We start from the raw sequence: 22,627 nt of genomic DNA, 5'->3' as shown, positions 1-22,627 counted from the left end.
CAGCGGGCAGGCCGGGTCAGCCGGCCAGGTCCCAACCGGCAGGGTCCCAGGCGGCCAAATCCCAGCCGGCCAGGTCTCAATCCGCCGGGTCTCAGTCGGCCCGGGTTCCAGCCCCGCGCGCGGCATCCTCCGGACTCAAGCGGGCGGCCTCCGCCGGAGGGACGTCAGCTGCGAAGTCCGCTCCCAAACCTGCGGCTCGTCCCCCGGCCCGGACGTCGACCCGACGCTGATCCCGCGCCCGCCGGTCCCGCCGTCGAACCCGCATCGCCCGAATATTCCAGGGGCGCAGCACCGCCGTCGCCACCCCGGCGAGCAGCAGGAGCCCGCCGATCACCTCGGCGGGGGTCGGCACCTCACTCAGGACGAGCCACGCCGTCGTCATCCCGACCACCGGAACCAGCAGGGTGAACGGCACCACGGCGGAGGACGGGTACAGTCCCAGCAGCCTGTTCCAGATTCCGTAGCCCACCAGGGAACCGAAGATGGCCGTATAAAGGGCGCTCAGCAGGGTGACGGGTTGGACTTCCGCCAGGGCCTGCCCCACCGCCGACGGCCCGTCAACCAGCAGGGACAGGCCCAGCAGCGGCAGCGGCACCACGGCCCCCGACCACACCACGAGCCCCAACCCGGACGCTGCCTTCGCCTTACGGGCCACGATGTTGCCCGCCGCCCAGGACAACGCCGCGGCGAGCACAATCATCAGCGGCAGCACAGGGGCCACCAGGCTGCGTCCGACGGCCACCACAGCGAGACCTGCCACGCCCAGCACCACACCGGCGAGCTGCCGCCGGCTGGGCCGTTCGCCAAGGAAGCCCGCCGCCAGAAGCACAGTCAGCAGCACCTGCGCCTGCAGGACCAGCGACGCCAGGCCCGCGGGCATTCCCAAGGCCATGGCCAAATACAGCAGACCGAATTGTCCGGCGCTCATTAACAGCCCGACGCCGACAATTGCCTTCCAGCCCACGTCGGGCTTGCGGATGAAGAAGATGCAGGGAACGACCACCAGGATGAACCGCATGGCGACGAACAGCAGCGGCGGCATCTCCGCGCCGTCCGGGTGCAGGCCGAGGTCGATTGCGACGAAATTGACGCCCCAGAGCACGGCGACGAGCAGGGCCAGGGCGGAATGGCGAGGGTTCACACTGCCACTATGCCGGTTCCGGCCCTGCTCCGCCGCCGAACCGGGCCTGCGTGCCGGGGATTAAGCCGCGGATGGGCGGTCAGAGGTTCCGGGGCTGGTCGCCGCGGGGTTCGTTGGTGGGGGCCTGCTCGTTACGAGCCTGCTCGTTACGGGCCTGCTCGTTACGGGCCTGCTCGTTACGAGCCTGCGAATCAGGGGCCGGCTCGGTGTGCTTCGGGCTGTCGGGAACCTGACCGCCGTCGGGAGGGGTGGTCTGCCCGCTGGAGGCGGGGTTCCGGGCGCTGCGGTCGCGGCGGAGCTCCTCGTTGCCGGCGGCGTCCCGGGGCAGCTGCTTTCCTTGGGCGTCGCGCTCGGTGGTGACAACATCAGGGTCCAGTTCGTCAGCTTTCCGCAGCTGATCCTGCACACCGGAACGGACCTTCTCGGCTTCCTGCTGCCGTCCGCGGGCCTCCTCCCGCAGCCGCTCGGCCTCGACTTCCGCCTGCTTCGCGTCGGCTTCGGCGCGGGCGGCCTGCGCCTCGCGTTCCCTCGCGCCGATCTCCTCGGACTTGGCCTGTTCACGCATTTCGACTGCCTTGGCGCGGTCCGCTTCCGCCTTGCGCTTGCGGCTGGACATGGTCACCGCCGCGATGATCGCAAGCACCACAACGACGCCGATGATGATCCCGATAAGCTGTCCTGAATCCACGATGATTCCGCCTTTTCTCTCGATCGCCATAAGTCCACGAGTAAACAGCATCAGTAAACCGCAGATTTACCTGCATGACCATGCATTGGACGATCGCGGGTATGCACCGGAACATCGGGAAGGGCGCGCTCCCGCGCCGGAGCCCCGGGGCGCTATTTGCCCCGGGGAACCTTGAAATGCGTGAGCTTGGCGTCCTGGCCGTCCAGTTCGGCCCAGGTCTTTTCCGTCTCCATGACGGTGAGCGCGCTGGTGGGGTACCGCGTGGCTGCGTCCATGTAGGCGTCGTGGTCCGAGTCCCGGGAGGCAAGGTGCATGGCAAGGTCCTGCACGCCGGGCATGTGCGAGATCACCATAAGGGTGGTCACGGTGTCCGGGACGTGGTTGATGACCGTCAGCATCCGCTTCGCCGAGGCGGCATAGAGCCCGTCCTCGAGCTTCGGCGTCGGCGCTTTGTCGCCGAGTGCGCTGCACACCCAGGTGCACGTTTGCCGCGTGCGCAAGGCACTGGAGCAGAGGATGAAATCGGGGACCATGCCATGCTTCAGCAGCCATTTTCCGGCCTGCGGGGCATCGCGGTGGCCGCGCTCTTCGAGCGGCCGGTCGTGGTCAGCAACCCCGCCGGGCCAGTCCGACTTGGCATGCCGCATGATCACCAGCCGTTTGATGTGATGCGCGCTCATGGCTCAATCCTAGTGCGGTGGTTAGTCCCCGGGCGCGCATCCCGTCAGCGGTCGCTCAGTCGTCAAGAACGAAGGTCACTTCCAGCACCACGTGCCAGGCAACCACCGCGCCGTCGCTGATTTCAACCTTCTGTTCCTTCACCCACGCCCCCGTGACATTGCGCAGGGTCTTGTTGGCCCTGTCGACGCCCTCCTTAATGGCGGCATCAAACGAGGTCTTGGAATTCGCGCTCAGGGTAGTAATCCGTGCAACAGACATGTCTTCCTCCCAATAGTCGGCTCAACGATCCGAGACTACGCCGGAGCCAGGAAACGCAACAGAGTCCTAACCCACCAAACGGCCGCAAACGCGAAAGCGCCCGCCCCAGCTAAGGGACGGGCGCTTTTGCGCGGGCTGAAAGCTAGATCGAGTATTCCGGAGCGGCCCAGACAACAACCTCGGGGTGCTCGTAGAAGCGGTAGCCCTGGCCGCGGACCGTCCGCACGGTGTTGGCGAGGCGGCCGAGCTTGGAGCGCAGACGGCGGATGTGGACGTCGATGGTGCGCTCGTTGGGAACCTCTTCGGCATTGCGCCACAGTCCCTCGAGCAGTTCGTCGCGGCCCACGGTGCGCGTGCCGTTCTCCACGAGGTAGTTGAGGAGCTCAAACTCCTTGAACGTCAGGTTCAGGGATTCGCCGTCCAACGCCACCTCGCGGCGGGCCAGGTCAATCAGCACTCCGGAGGGACGCGGGTCCTGCGGCTGCTGCAGCCGGGACGTTTCGGACCGCTGGCGGGCGCCCACCGTGGGGTCACCGAAGGTGGAACGGACGACGTCGAGCGCGGAACCCGGAGCGCTGGCCGGGGCGACGGCGACGGCGGCGTAGCTTTCGGCGCCGGAGACCAAGGACTGGGCGTAGGCCCGGATCTCCTGGGCCAGCTTGGCAATGGAGGTCCCGGCAGCCGCCGCGGTTTCCTCGTCGATGCCCATGTAGAGCACGAAGCCGCGGGCCACATTGTCGCTCGGGACGGGGCGGACTGCAGCGCCATCACCCGGAGCAATCACGGGCGTCGGGGCCGTGGCCGGTGCCGGCGGAACAGCGCGGAGCTGTCCATAGGAGTTGGGGTTGTATCCCTGCGGCGCAAAGCCCGGGGCGGGGTAGCTGTTGCCGGATCCGGCGGGAGCGAGGGACGCGCGGCCGCCAAAGCCCTGGCGGATACCGGAGGGCTGGCCGGCCTTGCTGGCGTTTCGGACGGAGATGTGGACGTATCCGGATGCAACTGACATGGATTGCTTACCTCAATGTGAATGGCCGTCATCGCGGCTCGAATGCTACTTTTCCCCGCAATGAAACTGGGGAGGGACGCCCTACGCTGGGCTGGGGGCGAATGCCTAGAAACCTTTGGGGTGTAAAAGTTAGGCGTGCATTCGACAACAGTGCTTCTCAGGACCGGCGGGTGCACCGGTCCAAAAAACTGCGGCTGCAGGTGCTGTTGAGTTCTTGTTCACAAATGAAGTGTGCAACGTAACAATGAAAACTTGCAAGTAACAATGGACCCGAAAGTCCACCATCTGAGACGAAGACGGGAATTGTAGCGCAGATCACAATTCTGCCCCGTCGATAAAATAACAATCGTTTTGGTCTGAAGGGCTCACGTTGCGAGTCTGGGCCGAAGATACTTCGGAAGACTTCCCCGAATCCTCAAAATGATTCACCGTAAGCCAACACTGCGAAACGGTTCGCCTGCTTAGTTTCGGCCTCCCGTCGTCCCACAGAGTGGTCATCCCGATTTCCTCAAAATCGCTGCCGGACCTGCGGTTCCGGGCATGTCCAGCTCGCTAGGCTGGGATTCACAGGTGCCGCACAGGATCCCCAAAGCCGTACCTAACCGGCAGATCGGAGAGTAGTCGCATGGCCACCCCGCACTCCATGACCAACAATCTCCCCCAGCTCTCGCATCCGGATGGCTCCCCCATCCGCGCCCTGGTGGTGGACGATGAGCCCAGCCTCTCCGAGCTGATGAGCATGGGCCTGCGCATGGCGGGCTGGTCGGTGGCCGTCGCCGCGGACGGGCCCGAAGCAGTGAAGCTTGCCAAGGAATTCCGCCCCGACGTGCTGGTGCTCGACGTCATGATTCCGGGGTTCGACGGCGTTGAGCTTCTTGGCAGAATCCGCGCCTTCGCGCCCGAGGTGCCGGCCCTGTTCCTGACGGCCAAGGACGACGTCCAGGACCGCATCACCGGGCTGGCCGCGGGCGGGGACGACTACGTGACCAAACCGTTCAGCATGGAGGAAGTGCTGCTACGGCTGCACCGGCTGGTCCAGCGTTCCGGAGTGGCCGCGATGGACACTGCCGAACTGGTGGTCGGGGACCTCGTCCTGAACATCGACACCAGGGAAGTGCGGCGTGCCGGCGACGAACTGCACCTCACGGCCACCCAGTTCGAGCTGCTGCGCTACCTCATGGAGAACCCGAAACGCGTCGTGAGCAAAGCCCAGATCCTGGACCGGGTCTGGGACTACGATTTCGGCGGCCAGGCCAACATCGTGGAGCTCTACATCTCCTACCTCCGCAAAAAGGTCGACGCCAGCCACCCGCCCATGATCCACACCGTGCGCGGCGCAGGCTATGTCCTGAAACCGGCGGACTGATCCGTGCCTGAACGCTCCGGCGAGATCCGCCCCACCGGTCTCAACTGGCGCGATCCGTCCACATGGCACCTGCGCACCCGACTCGTCCTCGTCGCCATGGCCCTGCTCGTGGCGATCTGCGGAGCGATCGGCATCGCCAGCTACGCCTCGATGGACTTCTTCCTGACCCGGCAGCTCGACAACCAGCTGGCGCAGGCCGCCGCCCGCGCCCGCGATTTCGGCCGCTCCGGCGGCCGGGCGGACCCCCTTGAAGCCCGCATCGGCACCCTGAACGCGAGGATCGACGACGACTCGGTCCGCAGCGCCGGGTTCCTCGCGGAGGACGGCACCCGCGAGTCCCTCACCCATGACGACGACGACGCCCTCCTTGAGCTCACCCCGCGAAGCGCGCCGGAGGACCTGATGCTGTCCGCCGGCGCGTACCGGCTGGTTGCCACGGAGGCCCCCGACGGCGACGTGATCGTGACCGGACTGCCACTCGCCGAGAAGCAGAGCACCCTGGCCTCCCTGGTCTGGACCACGGTGTTCGTGTCCGCCGGCGGCCTTGTGGTGATCGGCCTGGCCGGGACGGCGCTGATCCGCCGGACCATGAAGCCGCTCGATCAGCTCTCCGAGGTGGCCACGCAGGTCTCGCGCCTCCCGCTCGACGCCGGAGAAGTGGGACTTGCCGTCCGGGTCCCGGCCTCGGCCGCCCATCCGGGAACCGAGGTGGGTAGCGTGGGCCATGCCCTGAACCTGATGCTGGACAACGTCTCGAACGCGCTGGAAGCGCGGCAGGAGAGCGAGATGAAGGTCCGCCAGTTCGTGGCGGATGCCTCCCACGAGCTCCGCACACCCCTGACCGCTATCCGCGGCTACACCGAGCTGATGCGGATGACCGAACACTTCACGCCCGACGGCGAAAAGTCCCTGGCCCGCGTGCAGAGCCAGTCCGAGCGGATGACCACACTGGTGGAGGACCTGCTCCTCCTCGCCCGGCTGGATGAGGGCCAGCCGCTCAAACTCAGCGACGTGGACCTCACCCAGCTGGCCGTCGAGACGGTCAGCGACGAAAAAGTGATGGCCCCGGACCGCGCCTGGCAGTTGGAGCTTCCCGAAGAGCCCGTGGTGGTCCGCGGCGACGCGACCCAGCTCCACCAGGTGCTGGCCAATCTCCTCTCCAACGCGCGCAAGCACACGGGCCCCGGCACAACGGTGGTCACCGGCGTGCAACGTGCCCCGGACGGAAGCGCCGTGGTGACCGTGACGGACAACGGCCCCGGGATCGCCCCCGAGTTCGTGGGCCGCGTCTTTGGGCGTTTTACCCGGGCGGACGCCGCCCGCAAGAATCCGGCGGCCGCCACGACGCCGGCGCGCACCCGGCAGCCCGTGCCTCACCTGCCGCTCCGCCCGCCGCGGCTCCCGGCCATGCCCTCCGTTGCGGCCGCGACCGCAACCACCGCGTCCGCCGCGTCCGCCGAGGGAACCAGCGGGCTGGGACTGTCGATTGTGCAGTCGATTATCAACGCCCACGGCGGGACTGTAGGGGTGACATCCGTCCCGGGCCGGACGGAATTTACGGTGCGGCTGCCTGGGGCCAAACCACAGTCCTGACTGGGCGGGCAGCGCAAGCCGCCTCACCGCCGTCGTGATTTCCGTTACCCAAATGTGACTTCTCCGTGCAGGTCCTGTACGGTTTTTAGGGTGCGGCCATCACTGGAGCCGCATATCCGGATGCACGCCAAACTCTGCCGCCTCCCGGATACCGCTGGACGAGGCAGAGGCGGGGGACCCAGAGTTCCCGGGCATTTTTCTGCATCATGCACCCTTGGGGTGAAGCCGACACGTGAGATTCCGTGCGGCCGGATGTCCTCATCCGAACCCGACAGCTAACTCCGCAGGCGTTGAGAGGCATTCATGACTGATTTCAAGGCACAAACGCGCCGTGACGGCGATGCAATGAACACCCGCCCCGAGACGTCGCGCCACCGCGCCGAACCAGCCAAGCCCGCTTCGGCCCTGTCCCGGTTTGCCAGGAACTTCGGTGCCACCGGCCGCCGGACGGCCGTGGTGGCCGCCGCCTGCGCGGTGCTGGTGGGGGTCGGTGCGGCCGGCCAGGCTTCGGAGACATCCGCCCGCAATGCCGCCGCGGGCAGTACCACGGCGGCACCCACCGCGGCAAATCCCCTGACACCCCTCGACTTCGAACGCGTCCGGGCCGATAACCAGGTCCCCACAACCGCTCCGAAGGTCGCGCCAAAGCCCGCGGCCAAGCCCGCCAAGGCCCCAGCGGCGAAGCCGGCAAAGGCCGCGGCGCCCGCACCAAAGGCCGCGCCAAAGCCCGCGGCGAAGCCTGCAAAAAAGCCCGCGAAGAAGCCCGCTCCTGTGGCCGTCAATGATCCGGCCGGCGCGCAGGCCTACGCGGCGAGCAAGCTCGGTTCCTATGGCTGGGCCCCCAGCCAGATGCAGTGCCTCAAGACGCTCTGGACCAAGGAATCGGACTGGGAGACAACTGCCACCAACCCCACCAGCGGGGCCTACGGAGTGGTCCAGTCCCTGCCGGCCGAGAAGATGGCCAGCGCGGGCGCCGATTACCGGACCAACTACCGGACCCAGATCAACTGGGGCCTGGAGTACGTCAAGGACCGCTACGGCTCCCCGTGTGAGGCCCTGAACTTCCACTACGCCAACAACTGGTACTAAACACCGGGCAGGCGCGGCCTAGCCGCTGGGGCGGTTGGGAATGTACTGCACAGCCCACTTGTTGCCGTCGGGATCGGCGAAGTAGACAAAGTGCCCCCAGTCCTGGACGTCGACGTCGCTGACGTCCACGCCGTTGCCCTTGAGCTGCCGGTGGGCGGCCTGGATGTCGCTGACCACAAGCTGCAGGCTGGGGGCGGTGCCCGGCGGGGCGTCGGTGAGGCCCTCCCCAATGGCGATCGAACACCCTGAGCCAGGCGGGGTCAGCTGGACGAAACGGATGCCGTCCATGGGACGTTCGTCAAAGTCGGCGTTAAAGCCCACCTTGTTGACATAGAAATCCTTGGCGCGGTCCACATCGGATACCGGGACAAACACAAGTTCGAGTTTCCAGTCCATGGGGCACAGGCTAGTCCCGGACGGGGGTTTCCGGTAGGGCAATCCCAAGCCCGTGGAACCCGCCGCGGACTGGTTCCACGCCCGGAGGGTGGTTACCCGGCCACTCCGTAGAGGCGGTCGCCGGCGTCGCCCAGGCCGGGGACGATGTAGGACTTCTCGTTGAGTTTCTCGTCGATCGAGGCGAGCACGATTGTCACGTTGGCGTCGGAGAGCTCTTCCTCCAGTTTCGCCAGGCCTTCCGGAGCGGCCAGCAGGCAGATGCAGGTCACGTCCGAGGCGCCGCGCTTGAAGAGGAACTTGATGGCCTCGCGCAGCGTGCCACCGGTGGCCAGCATGGGGTCCAGGACGAAGATCTGCCGGTCGGTGAGGTCCTCGGGCAGGCGCTCGGCATACGTGATGATGTCCAGGGTCTCTTCATCGCGGGCCATGCCCAGGAAGCCGACCTCGGCGGTGGGGACCAGCTTGGTCATGCCCTCGAGCATGCCGAGCCCGGCCCGCAGGATGGGGACCACCAGCGGGGTGGGCTTGGTAAAAGCGGTGCCGATGGTGGTGCTGACCGGCGTCTCAATAGTGACCGGTTCGGTGCGGACGTCGCGGGTGGCCTCGTACGCCAGGAGCGTGACGAGTTCCTCGGTGAGCTGGCGGAAGACCGGGGACGGAGTGTTCTTGTCCCGCAGAACGGTGAGCTTATGGGCGACCAGCGGGTGGTCCACAACGAAAGTGCGCATGGGTCAAAACTATCACCCGGCGGCCGGGGGCCTCCCCGTTGAGCCGCGGGCGCCGACGTCGTCCTTGCTCTCCGGAGTGCTGCTGCCGTCGGTGCTCTCCTCTCCCCCGCCGGGGGAACTGGCACGGCCCTCACGGAGGTGCGCGGGGTGGTCAAACGTTGGTGCGGGGCCGGCATGCTCCCGGTGCCGGATCACGTGGAACAGCCGGTGGGCCAGGATCACGATGCCCAGCCAGGCCAGGCCCAGGAGCCAGGCGGCGATCACATCGGTCATCCAGTGATGGCCCAGGAAGACCCGGCTCAGTCCCATCGCCAGGACAAAGACCAGTCCCGCGGCGATCACGGCAATGCGCGCCGAGGTCTTTTTCAGCTGCAGGCAGGTCAAATAGACCAGGACGCCGATGACCACCGTGGAATTGAGGGCGTGGCCGCTGGGGAAGGACGGGGAGGTCTCATACGGCGGGACGGCGTTGATGAAATCCGGGCGCGAACGGCCCACAAGGTCCTTGCTGAACGTCGTGGCACTGATGGACACGGCGGCCGCGCCGCAGACCAGGATGATCGGCCGCCACGTGCGGTTCACCCAGGTGAGCCACGCGGTGAGGATGCTCGCGAGGATCGGCATCCCGATGCTTCCGCCGACATTCGTGAAGCCCGTGACCGCGGCATTCAGCTCAGGCGTGCGCAGGTCCTCGGCAAGGGCCAGGGCCGGTTTGTCCAGGTTCGCCAGTCCCGCCTCGTCGACGACGCTTTCGTACACCTCGGCGCCCAGGAGCGCCAGCACAACGACGATCGCGCCGCCCACAAGCATGGTGATCCACAAGGCCGCGTAGGGGACCACCCATTTGCCCCAGCGCTCAGTGAACGTACTCACTTCTGTCTCCTGCCTGCTCCATGCTGCACAGCTTGCTTAGTGTTCGAAACTATCATTGAGCCATGACTTCCCCCGAGCCGCGGCATGCCGAATGGATGGGCCTTGCCCTCGCCGAGGCGCGTGCCGCGCTGGCCACGGCGGACGTGCCGATCGGCGCCGTCGTCATCGGTCCCGACGGCGCCGTGCTCGGCGCCGGACGCAACGAGCGGGAGGCGCTTGGGGATCCGACGGCGCACGCTGAGATGGTGGCCATCCGCGCAGCTGCGGCGCGGCTGCGGGAACTCGAAAACCAAGGCGGCAATCCTGGTGACGGTTGGCGCCTGGCGGACTGCACCCTGGTGGTGACGCTGGAACCCTGCGCCATGTGCGCCGGGGCCGTGGTGCTGGCCCGGATTCCGCGGGTGGTGTTTGGTGCGTGGGACGAGAAGGCCGGGGCCGCCGGCTCCGTGTTCGATGTCCTCCGCGAGCGCCGGCTCAACCACTGGGTGGAAGTGTATGGCGGCATCCGGGAGCAGGAGTGCGCTGCGCTCCTGCGGGAATTCTTTGCCGGGCATCGCGGCACCTGAACGCTTGAACCCTGAACCCTTGCCATCGCGGTTTGCCGGCGGTGTCCCCGCCGCGCTAACTGCCGGCTGAGGCGCCTGCCGCGGCTGCCGCCAGGCCGTCGATCCGCTTCTGCCGGGTGGCCGGTGAGTCGAGGCTGAAGGCCCGGAAGTCGCCGAGGTCCTCACGGATCCAGTCCTCGACGTCGGCGATCCGCCTGCTCACAGCGTCAGTGGTCCCGTGGAACAGCCAGGGCACGATCCGTTCCTTCCCGGGATCGTACTGCCACAGCCCGATGATCCGGCCCCGGTCGACGATGGGATGGTCCGGCAGGTCCGCCTGGAGCGCCAGCGAGCCCAGCGCTTTGATGTGCTGGTCCTCGTCGGCCAGCAGGTCGGCGGCGTTGCGCCGCAGCAACGCGAGGGAGTCGGTTCCGGCGAGGAGCTGGATCTGCTCATCGGCCGGTTCCTCGAACGCGGCAAGTTGTTCGACGTCGTCGGGCAGCATCCACAGCGTCTCCCCGGCGGCGGTGGGAACCTCGACGGCGCCGCACGCGGCCAGCGCCGCCTTGCTCTGGGCTACCGTGAACGCCGTGAACCACTGCGACTGCTTGAACGTGGCCCCGCCGGTCCAGGCCAGGTAGCGGCGGATCAGCTCGGCCCGGGCGTCGTCGGCGTCGAGCGGGCTCGGTGGCAGGTTCCAGAGTTCGTAGGCGTAGCGCTGCTGGTCGAGGCGCCCGTTGGCCGGGACCCTGCGGATCCTGCCTTGTGACTGCAGGATGCCGAGGGCCGTGGGCAGTGTGGTGGTGGCACCCTTTTTCTTGCCTTCCTCGCCGAGGTTCCGCACGGATTCGCCGAGTTCGTCCTTGAGCTGCCGGGGATCCAGCGGGACGGTGGCCTCGGCGAGGGTGTGCAGCACCTGCTCCTCAAGCAGCGCGATTTCACCGCGGTCCACACCAAGCCTGCCCACGACTTTGACGGCGGCCTCGGCGGCGTCCTGTCCGAGCTGCAACGCCCAGGCGAAGTCCTCGCGGCCCAGGACGTAGGTGCAGCCGCGGGCCGCCGGGAGTTCCAGGATCCGGCGCGCCAGGACGTCGGCGTCCACCCGTTCGCGGCGGATGCCGGACCGGGCGAAAAGCGTGAGGTAGGGGTTGGCGCCTCCGACGGAACGCGCCCAGCCGACCCGGGCGAACACCTGCTCCGGGGTGCAGCCGGCCAGGGAGCCGTCCAGTCCCTGTTTGTGCCAGGCCCAGGCGCGGAGCCGCTCCCGGGTGAGCGTCCGGGCCGGCGGCGCGTTCGCCGTCAGGGGCTGCGTGGTCAGGGGCTGGGGCGTCATTAGGTCATTGTCCACCCGTGTGGTGCGCAGGGGAATGTTCCGGCGCCGGATTTTCCTCCGGGGCGGCTGACCGTTGACCGGCCAGGCGGTCCGGCGTCACGGCGTCCCGCACGGCCCGGGCCGTGGTGTCCCAGCCGGGCAGCCGGTCCCGGGCGCCCACCGCCGCGGCCCGCCAGCGGGTGCGGACCCCGGGGTCGGACAGCCAGCGCCGCAGCACCTCCGCGAGGGGAGCCGGGTCTGCGCCGAGGGCGACGGCGGTGCCCGGCAGGGCGGGTACGCTGTCCGCGGGCGCGGGGGGTGGCGCGTCCGCCCTTGCGGGAGTCGGTGCGGGAGGTGGACCGGGTGTTGGCGCTGGCGTGCCGGCCGCGAGGGCTTCCACCGCACCGGTGCCGGCCCGGACCACCACCGGGATACCCCGCGCAATCGACTCCGTGACCACCAGTCCGAAGGTCTCCGCCCGCGAGATGAGCAGGCTGAGGTCCGCCGCGGCCCATTCCGCCTCGAGTTCCGCGCCCCTCAGCTCCCCCGGGATCCGGATGCGGTCCCGCAGGCCCAGCCGGGTGACGGTGTCCCGGAGCTGCGCGGCATAGGCCGGGTCCGCGGTGTCGGAGCCTGCCAGCGACGCCGTCCACGGCAGGTCCGTGAGGTGTGACAGCGCGTCGAGGAGCAGTGACTGTTCCTTGTTCGGCAGCAGGGCGGCGACGGCCAGGAGATGCGGCGGCTCAGATCCGGCGGCCAGCGCGGCGGCGTCGGTCCCGGGCAGGGCAACCAGGACATCATCCAGCCCGTGCCTGGCCCGGATCCCGGCCGCGGCCGATGTGCTGGTGCAGATCACCCCGGCCGCCGCCCGCAGCGCCCGGAGTTCCAGCCCGGTTTCGTTCAGGCCGGTGTCGTCAAGCGGCATGTGCAGCAGGATCCAGGCGAGCCGGCCGGCGGCCGCGGCTGCTTCCAGCTCGTCGGGCGCTCCGCAGGCGAGGAGCCCGTCAACAAGCGTGACGGCGTGCCCGGCGTCGGAATTCCTGGCGGCTCCAGCTGCACGCCCGGCGGCTCCGCCGTCGTCGCACAGCAGCGCGGCCAGCCGCTTCCGGTCCGCCGCGCTGCCGACGGGCCAGCCGCCGTCGACCTGGCAGGTCTCCACTTCAACGCCCAGGGCCGCGAGCTCCCGGGCGAGGGCGGCGTTGTAGACGTTGCCGCCGGAATTGTGGCGCACGTTCCCGGGCACCACGAGCCGGAGCCGGGGGCCGCCGGGCTGGGCCGTCTGCCTGGCCGGCACCGGAGTCCTAGCTGGCTTCGAAGTCGAGTGAATAGCTGGCCCAGGCATCGGGGGTTTCGCGCAGGGTGACGTCCAGTCCGGCCAGTTCCCGGCCGTCGGCGCCGGAGCGGATTTTCGCCGTCACGGCGTCGGCCACGTACTGGGCCAGTACTTCGGTGGTGCTGAGCCTGCCGGCGAAGTCCGGGTGCTCGTCCAGGTTCTTGTAATTGAGGCCCTCGAGGATCGAATCCAGCACGTCACCTGCCTCGCCGATGTCCAGGACAATCGAATCCTCGTTGAGGGTCCGGCGGCGGAAGGTCACTTCGGTGACGAAGGTGGCGCCGTGCATGCCCTGGGCGGGGCCGAACGCCGGGCGCGGGAGGCTGTGGGCGATCATGAAATTGCGGCGGACGGTCAGGCTGAACACGTAGTTACCTCGGGCCTTCTGTTGTGGCGGATTCGGTGGCGGGATAGTCGATGACGGGGTATTCAATGACGTGGCAGAGCGCGTCCAGCGTGCCGTCGGAAAGCTGCTGGACGACGTCGGGCAGCTCGTCGAGGGCGGAGGATCCGGTGAGGAACACGTCGAACCCGGGATCGCAGAGCAGCGAGACGGCGAGCCGGAGCCGGTCGGCGTTGGTGCGGCGGTGGCGGCGCGCGCGGGCCACGACGCCCACCTGGCTGGCGCGGATGGAGAGCCGGCGGGCGTGGAAGTCCTCCCCCAGCGGCACGCTGACTTTGCGGTCGGCGTACCAGGACATTTCGATGACGTCGCCGTCGTCGCCCGCGAGCTGCAGGGCGCGCTCCAGGCCTGCCTCCGAGGCGGAGCAGTGGATGACGATGTCGCAGTCCGGCAGGGCGTCGTCGGGATGGCTGAACTCGACGCCGAGTGTGTCGGCGAACGCCCGCTTGGCGGGGTCGATGTCGATTAGCTGCAGCCGGCCGAGCGGGAAACCGGCCAGGAGCTTGGCCACCATGCCGCCGACGAGGCCGGCGCCGATCACGGCGACGCGGTCGCCCAGGCGGGGCCCGGCCTCCCAGATCCCGTTGATCGCGGTCTCCACGGTGCCAGTCAGCACGGCGCGGCGGGCGGGAACATCGTCCGGGACCACCGTGAGCGACTCCACCGGGACGATGTAACGGTCCTGGTGCGGGTACAGGCAGAAGACCGTTTTGCCCAGCCAGTCAGCCGGGCCGTCCTCGACGACGCCGACGGAGAGGTAGCCGAATTTCACCGGGGACGGGAACGAGCCTTCCTGGTTCGGCGCGGCCATTTCCTCGGCCACGCATTCCGGGACGCGGGCGTTGTGAACCACCAGCTCGGTGCCTTTGCTGATCCCGGAGAACATGGTGCGGACCAGTGCTTCCCCGGGGCCGGGGGCCGGCAGGTCCTCGCGCCGGAGCTCCCCCTTCTCGGGGCCGACGGTCCAATATGCGGTGGCGGTGGCGTGCTGTGCAGGTAGCTGGTCTGAAGTACTCATCTTGCTTATGAATCTAGTCCCCTGCCGCAGGTGCGCGGAAGTGCCGGCGGCACGGGCGCGCCGCCGGTGGCGGGTTCGCAGGGGTTCGTTCGCGGGCGGCGGGGTCCCGTTCGCGGGCGGCGGGGCCGCCGTTTTGTGGATGAGCGCTTTGCTCCGGTACCCTAGTCAGGTTGGTGACGTGTCCGAGCGGCCGAAGGTGCAACACTCGAAATGTTGTTTGGTGTAAAAGCCAACGTGGGTTCAAATCCCACCGTCACCGCCAATGAAAACCCCCGGGAAACCGGGGGTTTTCTGCATTTCCGGACGCTTCGTGGTGCATTTTTGGTGCATTATTTCGAGGGCTGCCGCCGAAACGGGATGCTAATGCACGCGCGGGAGCCGCGCCGCCTGTCCCTGCGGCGGCTTCGAGATCCTTCACCTTAGAGATGGAAGCTCCATCTGAGCCAGCCTCGTCACGGCCTCGGGAGTCACCCTGCCCCGCTCACCGTGGACCGGATGCCCATTGCTTCAACCCTGCCCACCGCCGGGGTCGCTTCAACCTGGCGGCGACTGAGAACACCACGGGACCTTGATCTCGACTTCGAACTAGACGAGTAAGGGGACGGCCCTTTCGGGGGTTCCTGCGGGCCTCTGTCGGCAGCCGGGCGTCTCTCAGCGGAGGGAACCCTACTTATAAGAAGTGCCTGGGCGACGATGCGTGAGCTCGACATCCGCGGCCACGGCGAGGCGACCCAGCTAAGCTCACCTCGGCTAGCTCACCGACCCCCAATTCCGGCCAAGACGCCACTGGTGGCCGTCCACGTCGATGATCAGGACCGGGACCGTACCCCGGCGGAACCACCGCCGCCGTTGTTCGATGCGCCCTTCGCCCCGAAGATAGGCCCGCATAACAAGGCAGATCCCTCGAAGCTCATCTTCCTTGTCCTGCTCCACGTCATCTTCGTCAGGGCTGCTGGATGCCCGCACGTTCAGTTCGGGAATGAAAGCCTCCATCCACACGTAAGAGGCCCGGATGATTGCGGTTCGGCCCTCTTCTAGATGGCTGATCACGCGGACTGCGGGGCGCGAGGGATCATCGCCGGCAGTCGTATCTTCCACCGTGAAATTCTCGTCGAACATCTCAGCAACGACCCGATGCAGCATGGCTTTGAGGTCGATGGTCACAGTGTCAGTCTCGCACGCGCGAACCGGCCTACGTGGCAGGATCCCCCCATGGATCCGGAGTCCAATATGCATCCGTCATGTTGAACTCAGACCTCCCGAACCGTCCCAGTGCAAGATCCAGCTCCTCCCAGGAATCAGCGGACACTTGGGCCACCGAGGACCGAAGAAAGGACTCGATAGCTTGACGATCAAACTCGGCAACAATCACCTGCCCATGCCCGGCGATGCAGGGCTGGGAGTCCATCCGCAGCGTCAGTTCCTCTATCGTTGTCACGGCGACCTCGTACCGCAGGACCGCCGCGTGGCCGGGCGACGTCACGAACATCTCCAGGAGAGTCGGGAAGTCAGGAGCGACAGCGTCATCCTCGATGTCGGTCCACTGAAACTGCTTTACCTCTGCGAGCATGCCTTCACCTGTCCAGGTTTGGTTTGGATAATCGGATGGTATCTGGCGGAGCACATCACAACCGGCAGCTGCGACGACTCACCCGCTAAAGCCCGCTGCTGCCCTGCTACTCCTCTGCAGTCACGCGCTTGATGTTCGCTGACTGCGCCCAGCCCAGGTGATACTTGCCGGAGGCATCCAGCCATTCGATCAGGCCCTAGCTGTGTGACCAGGCCACGGCTTTGCCGTAGATCTCACCGACCTGCACCAGGGGGCGGCCGTACTTCGGGAAGTCCCGGATCGGCGAGGTGTCGTCCATCGGACGGACTTTGTCGGCGTCCAGGCGCGCGACCATCCGGTCCATGTCCTCGGGAGAGCCTGTCTTGATCACGCTTCAATTTTAGGACGGATGCTGGACATTTATCGAACACACGTTCTCCACAAGGTTATGCACATGTGAACAAGTCTTCTATTCGCGGGGGTCGCTCCGGCTAGGCGCGCTTAGCGTCACCTACGCTTGATAGCCCTTACTCTCTGCGGACGAAGGTTGATTGTGAACTTGGTACTGATCATCGTAGGAGTGGCTATTGGAGTCACCGCATCCGTGTACGGAGCAAGAGATCCTCGCTTAAAGGGCGCACCCCTGGGACGACGTCGCAAGATCGCTGCTGCCGTGGCGTTCCTGGGGTTGGTTCTGGTCCTATGGGGCGGAGCCCTGACTCTTCTTCAGTAAGAGGATCCCGCCAACGGCCGGAGATCCGTGGGGCCAAATGCGTTGGCCGTTTCTGACAGGAGCGTGGATCAGAGTCAGACCGTGATCCGGTCGCTTCGGAGCCGGCCCGCTCCTGACATCAACGCCCACAACATAACGGTCATTATGTTGTGGATTGACTGCGCACTCTCGGGCGAAGAAGCTGCCAGCAGCCTGGTGGGTGTCAGGACGATCCGCCGCTATAGGAACCTGCGCCGACGGGGTTTTGCCGGCGGGTGCCGCGGGAGGATGGGCCCAGCTCCCGCGAGCCTATTGTCGCCTCATACTCCCGGGCCAGGTCCGAAGCCCCCCTTGTGAAATGGCGGAACGCCATGCAAGAGTGCGCCCATGAATGAATCCGCCGCTAAGGTCGCGCGCAAACTCAGCACAATTCCAGTTCGTGTGTCTCGCCAAATGACCGCCACCGAGTATCAGGTTCGCGTGGCCGACGTCCTCAACCTTTTTGACATAGAAGCAGTGGGTGACGAAACGGGTGTGCATTACGGGGGCGATGGCATTGCGCTGGAAGATCAGCCTCTACTCGCGGCCATTCGCGTACTCATTGGAAGGCGGTTCGGCGTCCCGGACAATCTACAGTAGCCCGACAGGAGGTGTCCTTCGGATCTAATGTCGCGTTCCCTGGTCTTGGTCTGGACGAAGGGATGACATCGGTCGTTCCAGCCGTCACACCGGTCCTAAGTCAAACTGCCATATTCACCTGGCCCGGGCCATAGGGGTTCCGCCGGGTTCAACCCCGCAGCAAGACCGCAGTTATACCGAGTTATACGAAGTTCTAGGGGGTTATACGAAAATCCGCATAACCCCCTAGAACTTCGTATAACCTGCCGGATGCCACGTCCGCAGTGCCACCGTCACCGCCAGATAGCGAGGCCCCTGCTTCCCTTTGTTTACAAGGGAAGCAGGGGCCTTTGCTTTGCCATCGGCCCGTTCATTGGCTGCCGAGTCCGTCTGGGCGGCGTTGAGCGCGTCGGCGTGCTTGACGGGTCCCGCTAGTGCATTATCTGCCTGTTCGCGCCCGACCCGGGACGGTTCACCCCGCCATCGAGCGGGTGGTTAGGCTGGGTGGATGGCGACAGTTATTCTCGTGCGGCACGGCCGCACCACGGCCAATGCCACTGGACTGCTGGCGGGTCGGGCCGTCGGCGTCAGCCTGGACCAGATCGGGCGGGCCCAAGCGGCTCTGACCGGAGACCGGCTCGCGGCCGTGCCCTTGGTCGGGGTGGTGTCGAGCCCTCTTGAGCGTTGTCAGCAGACTGCCCAGCTCATCCTCGACCGCCAGACTGGCACACCGCACGCGCCGGTCGAGCTCGATCTCACCGAGTGCGATTACGGCCAGTGGCAGGGCCGAACGCTCAGTGATCTCGCGACGGAGGAGTTGTGGCCGGTTGTGCAGTCGCAACCGTCCGCCGTCGTCTTTCCCGGCGGTGAATCCATGGCCGCGATGCAGGCTCGGTCCGTGGCAGCGATCCGACGCCACGATGCAGCCTTCGAAGCCGAGTACGGGCCAGAGGCCGTGTGGGTGGCGGTGAGTCACGGTGACATCATCAAGTCAATCCTCGCCGACGCGCTCGGCATGCACCTTGACCTGTTCCAGCGTATTAACGTGGGCCCCGCCTCCGTATCGATCGTGCGGTACGCCGCCAGCCGGCCGAGCGTCTACGCGACTAACACCGACGCGGGTGATCTGTCGTGGCTCTCGAACGGCATCCGCTCTGGCGATGCGCCGGTGGGCGGCGGTGCAGGGCAAAAGGCGCCATGAAGCGCCTGTGCCTAAAATGCTCTTATGCCTACACGCGTTCATGAGTTCGACTGGCCTGATCGGGTCGTCGTTGGCACCATTGGCCTTCCCGGGGCACGGACGTTCTACCTGCAGGTGCGGGCAGGGAACCAGATCGTCAGTATCGCCATGGAGAAGCAGCAGTCGGCCCTGCTCGCGGAGAAGATCGACGAGATCCTCGATCAGCTTCGCGACGTCGAGGGCAACCCCCACAGCGTTCCCGCCAGCACACCCATTGAACTGGTTGACAATGACCAGCTCGAAGCCGTTCAGGAGCAGTTTCGGACGGGCGCCATGAATTTAGGTTGGGACCCGACGACCGCGCAGATCGTGATAGAGGCCTACCCGATCACCGATGTCGACGCCGATAACGACGACGAATCGCTTGATGAGGATGACGCCGACGTACCCGAAATGCTGCTGGTGCGGATGCCGGTTGGCACCGCCCGCGCATTTGCCAAGCGCACGCGAGAGGTTGTGGGCGCCGGGCGTCCCGCGTGCCCGCTCTGCGGTTACCCCATAGACGCCGACGGGCACGTCTGCACCCTTCCCGAGGCCTGATGCCGTCGCCCGACCTGGTGACGGCCGAGCTGACGCTCACCGGGCGCATTACGACGGCGTCGAACGCCACCTTCGTGGGCAGTATCGGAGACACCACCGTTGTCTATAAGCCGATAGCCGGAGAGAAACCGCTGTGGGATTTTCCCGACGGCGTCCTTGCCCACCGGGAGGTTTCCGCCTACCTGGTCTCGGAGGCCCTTGGCTGGAACGTCGTGCCACACACCTGGCTGCGAGATGGTCCGTTAGGCGAAGGAATGGTGCAGCTGTGGCAGGAGACAGACCCCGACCAGAACGCCGTGGACCTCGTTCCGTCGGACGACGTACCGGAGACCGGTTGGAAACACGTCCTCGAGGGTCAGGATGAGACCGGACGGATGGTCGCCCTCGTTCACGAGGACACTATGGCGCTCAGACGCATGGCGGTGTTCGACGTCGTCGTGAACAACGCCGACCGCAAAGGCGATCACATCCTTGCCATGTCAGACGGACACCGGCACGGCGTGGACCACGGGCTTACCTTTCACCGTGACCACAAGCTGCGTACGGTGCTGTGGGGGTGGCGGGGAGACGTTCTGACAGTCGAGGAGCTTGAGGGCATCGACCGTGTCAGCGCAGGACTGGACGGTGAGTTGGGCCGAAGCTTGGCTGACCTGCTCAGCGCCGAGGAAATCGCATCGCTCGCCGCGCGCTGCGCCCGGTTGCGTTTGGCAGGGCGGTTTCCGGCTCCGAGCGGTGAGATGTCGGCGGTGCCCTGGCCGCTGTTCTAGGGGAGCTACGGCTACGGGCTTCGCAGGCTGTCTCACGTTGATGGCTGAGTACACCTAGGCGAGTCCGCTTCTTCCGGGAGTACGCTGGCGACATGAGCGATCCCGAGCTTGTGGCCCTGCCAGTGGGGTTCGAACGGTTCCATCGACGGGACTTCATCAACTATCAACTCAACCGGGCATATGCGCTGGGCTTCGCCGACCGCCACGAGCTGGTGGACGCCGCGGCCCGCATTCGGTCGATGCCTGACTGTGTCGCCGTCTTCGAGGCCTTATCCAGCCGGGCGGCCGCCGAGGCCCGGCCGCGGCAGGCGGCGGGTTATGAGAGGATCGCGGAGTTCTTCACGCCACCACGGTCGGCGGAGAAACCGGATCGCTACCGCCGCTACCTAGAGCTTGTCGACACCGCATTCGCAGATACTGCCATCGTCCGGCACGCGATCCCCTACGCCGGCGCGGCGCTGCCAGCCTATTCGTTTCCGGCGGTCGGGACACCAAGTGGCGTCACGGTGCTGCTGCACGGCGGGTTCGACTCCCTGATCGAAGAGTTCTTCCCCATCTGTCAGCGTGTCGCCGCCGCCGGTTTCGACGTGATTGCCTTCGAGGGCCCGGGACAAGGCGGGGCGAGGACATTGAATGGACTCACCTTCGACCACGACTGGGAGAAGCCGGTCGGGGCGGTGTTGGACCACTTCCGCCTCGATCGGGCCGCACTGGTCGGCATCTCAATGGGCGGCTACTGGGCATTGCGTGCCGCAGGACGCGAGCCCCGCATCCACAGTGTTGTAGCTTGGCCGCCGGTCTACGACTGGCTTCACAGGGTCCCACCTGTGTTGCGCGGCCCGATCCGCACGATGGTGCGGCACCGGCGCTTCATGCGCTGGAGCGTGCGCACCCGCGCCCGGCTGTTGCCGACCCTGCGCGTTGTGGTCAATCAGGTCCTCTACATGCTCGACAGCGACGATCCGGCCGACGTCGCCGAGTGGTTCCTGGGAATGAACGCCGAGCACCTGGACAGCGGGCGGGTGAGCCAGGATGTGCTGCTGATGTGCGGCGAGCACGACGCCTTCCAACCGCCGTCACTGACCAAAGCCCAGGCTCAAGCGCTCACGGCAGCCCGAAGCGTCACAACTCGCATGTTTACCCGAGCGGAGCAGGCCGACCAGCACTGCCAAATGGGAAACATCGAGCTCGCCTGCGAGGTTCTCACCACGTGGTTGCAGGCTGCAAGCACGAACGCGGGCGCTGCAAAGAAATAGTGACATTGTGGTGCTTGCGTACGGACGAGAACCGGCGGCCGCCTCGTCGTCGGGGGTGACCGCCAGTTCAGTGCGCAGTTGGTGTTAGTGCTCCGCGTCCGCGGCAGCCTTCTTGGCGTTTTTCTCGGCGTCCTTTTCGGCGCGCAGAGCCTCCGCCTCGTGCTGCTCCTCTGCTTTTTCTTGATGGATGACCTCTGCCAGGAGCTTCTCCATCTCCTTGGCCACGCCGGCCGCTGACGCCGGGTTCTGGCCGGTCACCAGCCGGTCGTCCACCACGACCTTCTCCTCAAAGACACCGGCGGAGACGTGGGTTGCGCCCTGTTCCTCAAGCCGGTCCGCCAAAAAGAACGGGATGACCGTGTCCTTCCCAGCGGCAACCTCCTCGTCGTTGGTGAAGGCGGCCACCTTCCTGCCCTCGACGAGGCGGAACCCGTTCTCCAATTCCACGTTCAGCAGGCCGGCCGGTCCGTGGCAGACCGCGCCCACCACGCCGCCGGCGTTGTAGACACTGGCTACGAGGTTCTGCAGGCCTTCGCTGTCCGGGAAGTCCCACATGGTGCCGTGGCCGCCTACGAGGAAGACGGCGTCGTACTGGTCAGGATCAACGACGTCGACGCGGGCAGTGTTGTAGAGACCGGCGCGCGTGGTCTCGTCCTCCGTGAAGGCGACCTGGATGGGATCTTCTTTGTCCACCTCGTCGCGCGGGGGCTGGCCTCCCTGGATGGACGCAAAGTCGACGAAATGCCCGGAATCCTTGAAGACCTTCCAGGGGTGTGCAGCTTCGGCCACGTTGTAGCCGGTCTTCTCTCCGGTATCGCCGATCTCGGAAACGCTGGTCAGTACCATGAGGATTTTCTTCATGAATTGTTCCTTTCGTCCAACTTCCACCCTACGCCCAGCCCAATTCGGGCCCTTCCTACTTGGGCATAGCGACCCTAAGCTCACAATCCGGGGCAGCTGCCGCTAATCAAAATGGGGGAAAATGCCAGATGCATGGACATGCGACCAGTTAAGTGGGTCCCGGGTTTCCTGCAAGCTGGCTCCATCGTTTTGAGACCATGGAGCCAGCCTTTGCGGAATCCGGCTCGATCGGAACACCGAAATGGTCTCTCCCCAGAAAGATGCCCGGGCCAGATCCCACCGTCAGGCTAAACGGCTTATCCCTGGCAGGCAATAGGCATCGATTTGACTTGAAAATTCTGCTTTGCCGTGTTTATGCGGTCACGTTTTTCGAATTCCGCACCCGCTTCAGGACTGTTCGCGTCAACAGCTAGCCCGCCGGGGCCACCACGTCCTCCAGCACCGAGCGGTCGAAGAAGCGCACCTCGCCGGTTTCCTGGAAATACACGGGCACCACGGAAGTGCTGGGGTCCTTCGCGGTCTCGTAGATTTCCGCCGGGCTCCCATGCTTGCGGGCAATGGTTCCGACCAGGTCCGTGCCGCGAACCTTGACGGTCCGAAATTTGTAGCTCATGGGGCTCCCTTGGTGGCGTGAGACACACCCTACTCCCCGGC

Annotated in this window: 26 protein-coding genes, 1 tRNA gene and 1 riboswitch; of the genes, 10 read left to right on the top strand and 17 right to left on the bottom strand. The window is 66.2% G+C overall.

Features of this window, described 5'->3' with window-relative positions; genetic code table 11:
• Window positions 1-91: 91 nt before the first annotated feature.
• The 5 genes from FS787_RS12535 to FS787_RS12515 form a co-directional block, all read right to left on the bottom strand.
• A complete protein-coding gene (locus tag FS787_RS12535) occupies window positions 92-1,141 on the bottom strand; it encodes an EamA family transporter (protein ID WP_144672735.1) in 1,050 nt (349 codons plus the stop codon).
• A gap of 79 nt (window positions 1,142-1,220) precedes the next feature.
• Complete coding sequence (locus FS787_RS12530; protein WP_144672734.1) at window positions 1,221-1,829, bottom strand: DUF6479 family protein; 609 nt, start codon at window positions 1,827-1,829, stop codon at window positions 1,221-1,223.
• A 152-nt stretch (window positions 1,830-1,981) separates the two neighbouring features.
• Window positions 1,982-2,509, bottom strand: coding sequence for a histidine phosphatase family protein (locus tag FS787_RS12525; RefSeq protein ID WP_144672733.1), 528 nt, complete (start codon window positions 2,507-2,509; stop codon window positions 1,982-1,984).
• A gap of 55 nt (window positions 2,510-2,564) precedes the next feature.
• Complete coding sequence (locus tag FS787_RS12520; RefSeq protein ID WP_024366200.1) at window positions 2,565-2,768, bottom strand: dodecin family protein; 204 nt, start codon at window positions 2,766-2,768, stop codon at window positions 2,565-2,567.
• 142 nt (window positions 2,769-2,910) lie between these two features.
• Window positions 2,911-3,774: a winged helix-turn-helix domain-containing protein gene (locus tag FS787_RS12515; protein WP_144672732.1), complete on the bottom strand. Its 864-nt coding sequence runs from the start codon at window positions 3,772-3,774 to the stop codon at window positions 2,911-2,913.
• Window positions 3,775-4,399: 625 nt separating this feature from the next.
• On the opposite strand from FS787_RS12515, the gene FS787_RS12510 reads away from it, so the two are divergent.
• The 3 genes from FS787_RS12510 (at window position 4,400) to FS787_RS12500 (ending at window position 7,822) form a co-directional block, all read left to right on the top strand.
• On the top strand, window positions 4,400-5,140 hold the full coding sequence (locus tag FS787_RS12510; RefSeq protein WP_144672731.1) for a response regulator transcription factor: 741 nt from the start codon (window positions 4,400-4,402) through the stop codon (window positions 5,138-5,140).
• Window positions 5,141-5,143: 3 nt separating this feature from the next.
• Window positions 5,144-6,733, top strand: a complete 1,590-nt coding sequence (locus FS787_RS12505; protein WP_260982534.1) for a HAMP domain-containing sensor histidine kinase — start codon at window positions 5,144-5,146, stop codon at window positions 6,731-6,733.
• Between the two features lie 115 nt (window positions 6,734-6,848).
• A riboswitch (cyclic di-AMP (ydaO/yuaA leader) is annotated at window positions 6,849-7,035 on the top strand.
• A gap of 1 nt (window position 7,036) precedes the next feature.
• Window positions 7,037-7,822 carry a hypothetical protein gene (locus FS787_RS12500; RefSeq protein ID WP_144672730.1) on the top strand — a complete coding sequence of 262 codons (786 nt, stop codon included), beginning with the start codon at window positions 7,037-7,039 and terminating at the stop codon, window positions 7,820-7,822.
• An 18-nt stretch (window positions 7,823-7,840) separates the two neighbouring features.
• Here FS787_RS12500 and FS787_RS12495 read toward each other — a convergent pair whose 3' ends face one another.
• The 3 genes from FS787_RS12495 to FS787_RS12485 form a co-directional block, all read right to left on the bottom strand.
• Window positions 7,841-8,218, bottom strand: a complete 378-nt coding sequence (locus tag FS787_RS12495) for a glyoxalase superfamily protein (RefSeq protein ID WP_144672729.1) — start codon at window positions 8,216-8,218, stop codon at window positions 7,841-7,843.
• Window positions 8,219-8,310: 92 nt separating this feature from the next.
• Window positions 8,311-8,946 carry a uracil phosphoribosyltransferase gene (upp, locus tag FS787_RS12490; protein ID WP_144672728.1) on the bottom strand — a complete coding sequence of 212 codons (636 nt, stop codon included), beginning with the start codon at window positions 8,944-8,946 and terminating at the stop codon, window positions 8,311-8,313.
• A 12-nt stretch (window positions 8,947-8,958) separates the two neighbouring features.
• Entirely contained in the window at window positions 8,959-9,819 is an 861-nt protein-coding gene (locus FS787_RS12485) for a phosphatase PAP2 family protein (RefSeq protein WP_260982533.1), read from the bottom strand.
• A gap of 62 nt (window positions 9,820-9,881) precedes the next feature.
• Here FS787_RS12485 and FS787_RS12480 point away from each other — a divergent pair, with 62 nt between their 5' ends.
• Window positions 9,882-10,385 carry a nucleoside deaminase gene (locus tag FS787_RS12480; protein ID WP_144672727.1) on the top strand — a complete coding sequence of 168 codons (504 nt, stop codon included), beginning with the start codon at window positions 9,882-9,884 and terminating at the stop codon, window positions 10,383-10,385.
• A gap of 55 nt (window positions 10,386-10,440) precedes the next feature.
• On the opposite strand, the gene FS787_RS12475 is transcribed toward FS787_RS12480, so the two are convergent.
• Genes FS787_RS12475 through FS787_RS12460 form a run of 4 tightly spaced genes read right to left on the bottom strand, consistent with a single transcriptional unit; the run spans window position 10,441 to window position 14,430 of the window.
• Complete coding sequence (locus FS787_RS12475) at window positions 10,441-11,697, bottom strand: DNA glycosylase AlkZ-like family protein (protein WP_144672726.1); 1,257 nt, start codon at window positions 11,695-11,697, stop codon at window positions 10,441-10,443.
• A 4-nt stretch (window positions 11,698-11,701) separates the two neighbouring features.
• Window positions 11,702-12,970, bottom strand: coding sequence for a glycosyltransferase (locus FS787_RS12470; protein ID WP_260982532.1), 1,269 nt, complete (start codon window positions 12,968-12,970; stop codon window positions 11,702-11,704).
• A 7-nt stretch (window positions 12,971-12,977) separates the two neighbouring features.
• Window positions 12,978-13,376: a 6-carboxytetrahydropterin synthase gene (locus FS787_RS12465; RefSeq protein ID WP_144672724.1), complete on the bottom strand. Its 399-nt coding sequence runs from the start codon at window positions 13,374-13,376 to the stop codon at window positions 12,978-12,980.
• A gap of 4 nt (window positions 13,377-13,380) precedes the next feature.
• Window positions 13,381-14,430 (bottom strand): zinc-binding alcohol dehydrogenase, encoded by a 1,050-nt coding sequence (locus tag FS787_RS12460; RefSeq protein WP_144672723.1) that lies wholly within the window; start codon window positions 14,428-14,430, stop codon window positions 13,381-13,383.
• A gap of 172 nt (window positions 14,431-14,602) precedes the next feature.
• On the opposite strand from FS787_RS12460, the gene FS787_RS12455 reads away from it, so the two are divergent.
• Window positions 14,603-14,692 (top strand) — tRNA-Ser (locus tag FS787_RS12455).
• Between the two features lie 488 nt (window positions 14,693-15,180).
• Here the strand turns inward: FS787_RS12455 and FS787_RS12450 are convergent.
• The 3 genes from FS787_RS12450 to FS787_RS18000 form a co-directional block, all read right to left on the bottom strand.
• Window positions 15,181-15,594 carry a hypothetical protein gene (locus FS787_RS12450; protein ID WP_144672722.1) on the bottom strand — a complete coding sequence of 138 codons (414 nt, stop codon included), beginning with the start codon at window positions 15,592-15,594 and terminating at the stop codon, window positions 15,181-15,183.
• A 28-nt stretch (window positions 15,595-15,622) separates the two neighbouring features.
• Window positions 15,623-16,000 (bottom strand): Imm8 family immunity protein, encoded by a 378-nt coding sequence (locus tag FS787_RS12445; protein ID WP_144672721.1) that lies wholly within the window; start codon window positions 15,998-16,000, stop codon window positions 15,623-15,625.
• 196 nt (window positions 16,001-16,196) lie between these two features.
• A complete protein-coding gene (locus FS787_RS18000; RefSeq protein WP_186329183.1) occupies window positions 16,197-16,370 on the bottom strand; it encodes a hypothetical protein in 174 nt (57 codons plus the stop codon).
• Window positions 16,371-17,078: 708 nt separating this feature from the next.
• On the opposite strand from FS787_RS18000, the gene FS787_RS12440 reads away from it, so the two are divergent.
• The 5 genes from FS787_RS12440 (at window position 17,079) to FS787_RS12420 (ending at window position 21,112) form a co-directional block, all read left to right on the top strand.
• Complete coding sequence (locus FS787_RS12440) at window positions 17,079-17,330, top strand: hypothetical protein (protein ID WP_144672720.1); 252 nt, start codon at window positions 17,079-17,081, stop codon at window positions 17,328-17,330.
• Between the two features lie 487 nt (window positions 17,331-17,817).
• Window positions 17,818-18,510: a histidine phosphatase family protein gene (locus tag FS787_RS12435; protein WP_144672719.1), complete on the top strand. Its 693-nt coding sequence runs from the start codon at window positions 17,818-17,820 to the stop codon at window positions 18,508-18,510.
• A gap of 24 nt (window positions 18,511-18,534) precedes the next feature.
• Complete coding sequence (locus FS787_RS12430) at window positions 18,535-19,089, top strand: DUF3090 domain-containing protein (protein ID WP_144672718.1); 555 nt, start codon at window positions 18,535-18,537, stop codon at window positions 19,087-19,089.
• Window positions 19,089-19,856 carry an SCO1664 family protein gene (locus FS787_RS12425; RefSeq protein WP_144672717.1) on the top strand — a complete coding sequence of 256 codons (768 nt, stop codon included), beginning with the start codon at window positions 19,089-19,091 and terminating at the stop codon, window positions 19,854-19,856. Before FS787_RS12430 ends, FS787_RS12425 begins: the two co-directional genes overlap by 1 nt.
• A 92-nt stretch (window positions 19,857-19,948) precedes the next feature.
• Window positions 19,949-21,112, top strand: a complete 1,164-nt coding sequence (locus FS787_RS12420) for a S9 family peptidase (protein WP_144672716.1) — start codon at window positions 19,949-19,951, stop codon at window positions 21,110-21,112.
• Between the two features lie 84 nt (window positions 21,113-21,196).
• On the opposite strand, the gene FS787_RS12415 is transcribed toward FS787_RS12420, so the two are convergent.
• Window positions 21,197-21,973: a type 1 glutamine amidotransferase domain-containing protein gene (locus FS787_RS12415; protein ID WP_144672715.1), complete on the bottom strand. Its 777-nt coding sequence runs from the start codon at window positions 21,971-21,973 to the stop codon at window positions 21,197-21,199.
• A gap of 409 nt (window positions 21,974-22,382) precedes the next feature.
• Window positions 22,383-22,586: a hypothetical protein gene (locus FS787_RS12410; protein ID WP_144672714.1), complete on the bottom strand. Its 204-nt coding sequence runs from the start codon at window positions 22,584-22,586 to the stop codon at window positions 22,383-22,385.
• Window positions 22,587-22,627 lie beyond the last annotated feature (41 nt).

The sequence above is a fragment of the Arthrobacter sp. U41 genome (genome assembly GCF_007679325.1).
GTDB lineage: Bacteria > Actinomycetota > Actinomycetes > Actinomycetales > Micrococcaceae > Arthrobacter.
Note: the sequence above shows the minus strand (reverse complement) of the source record. Positions and strands in the feature narration are given on the sequence as shown.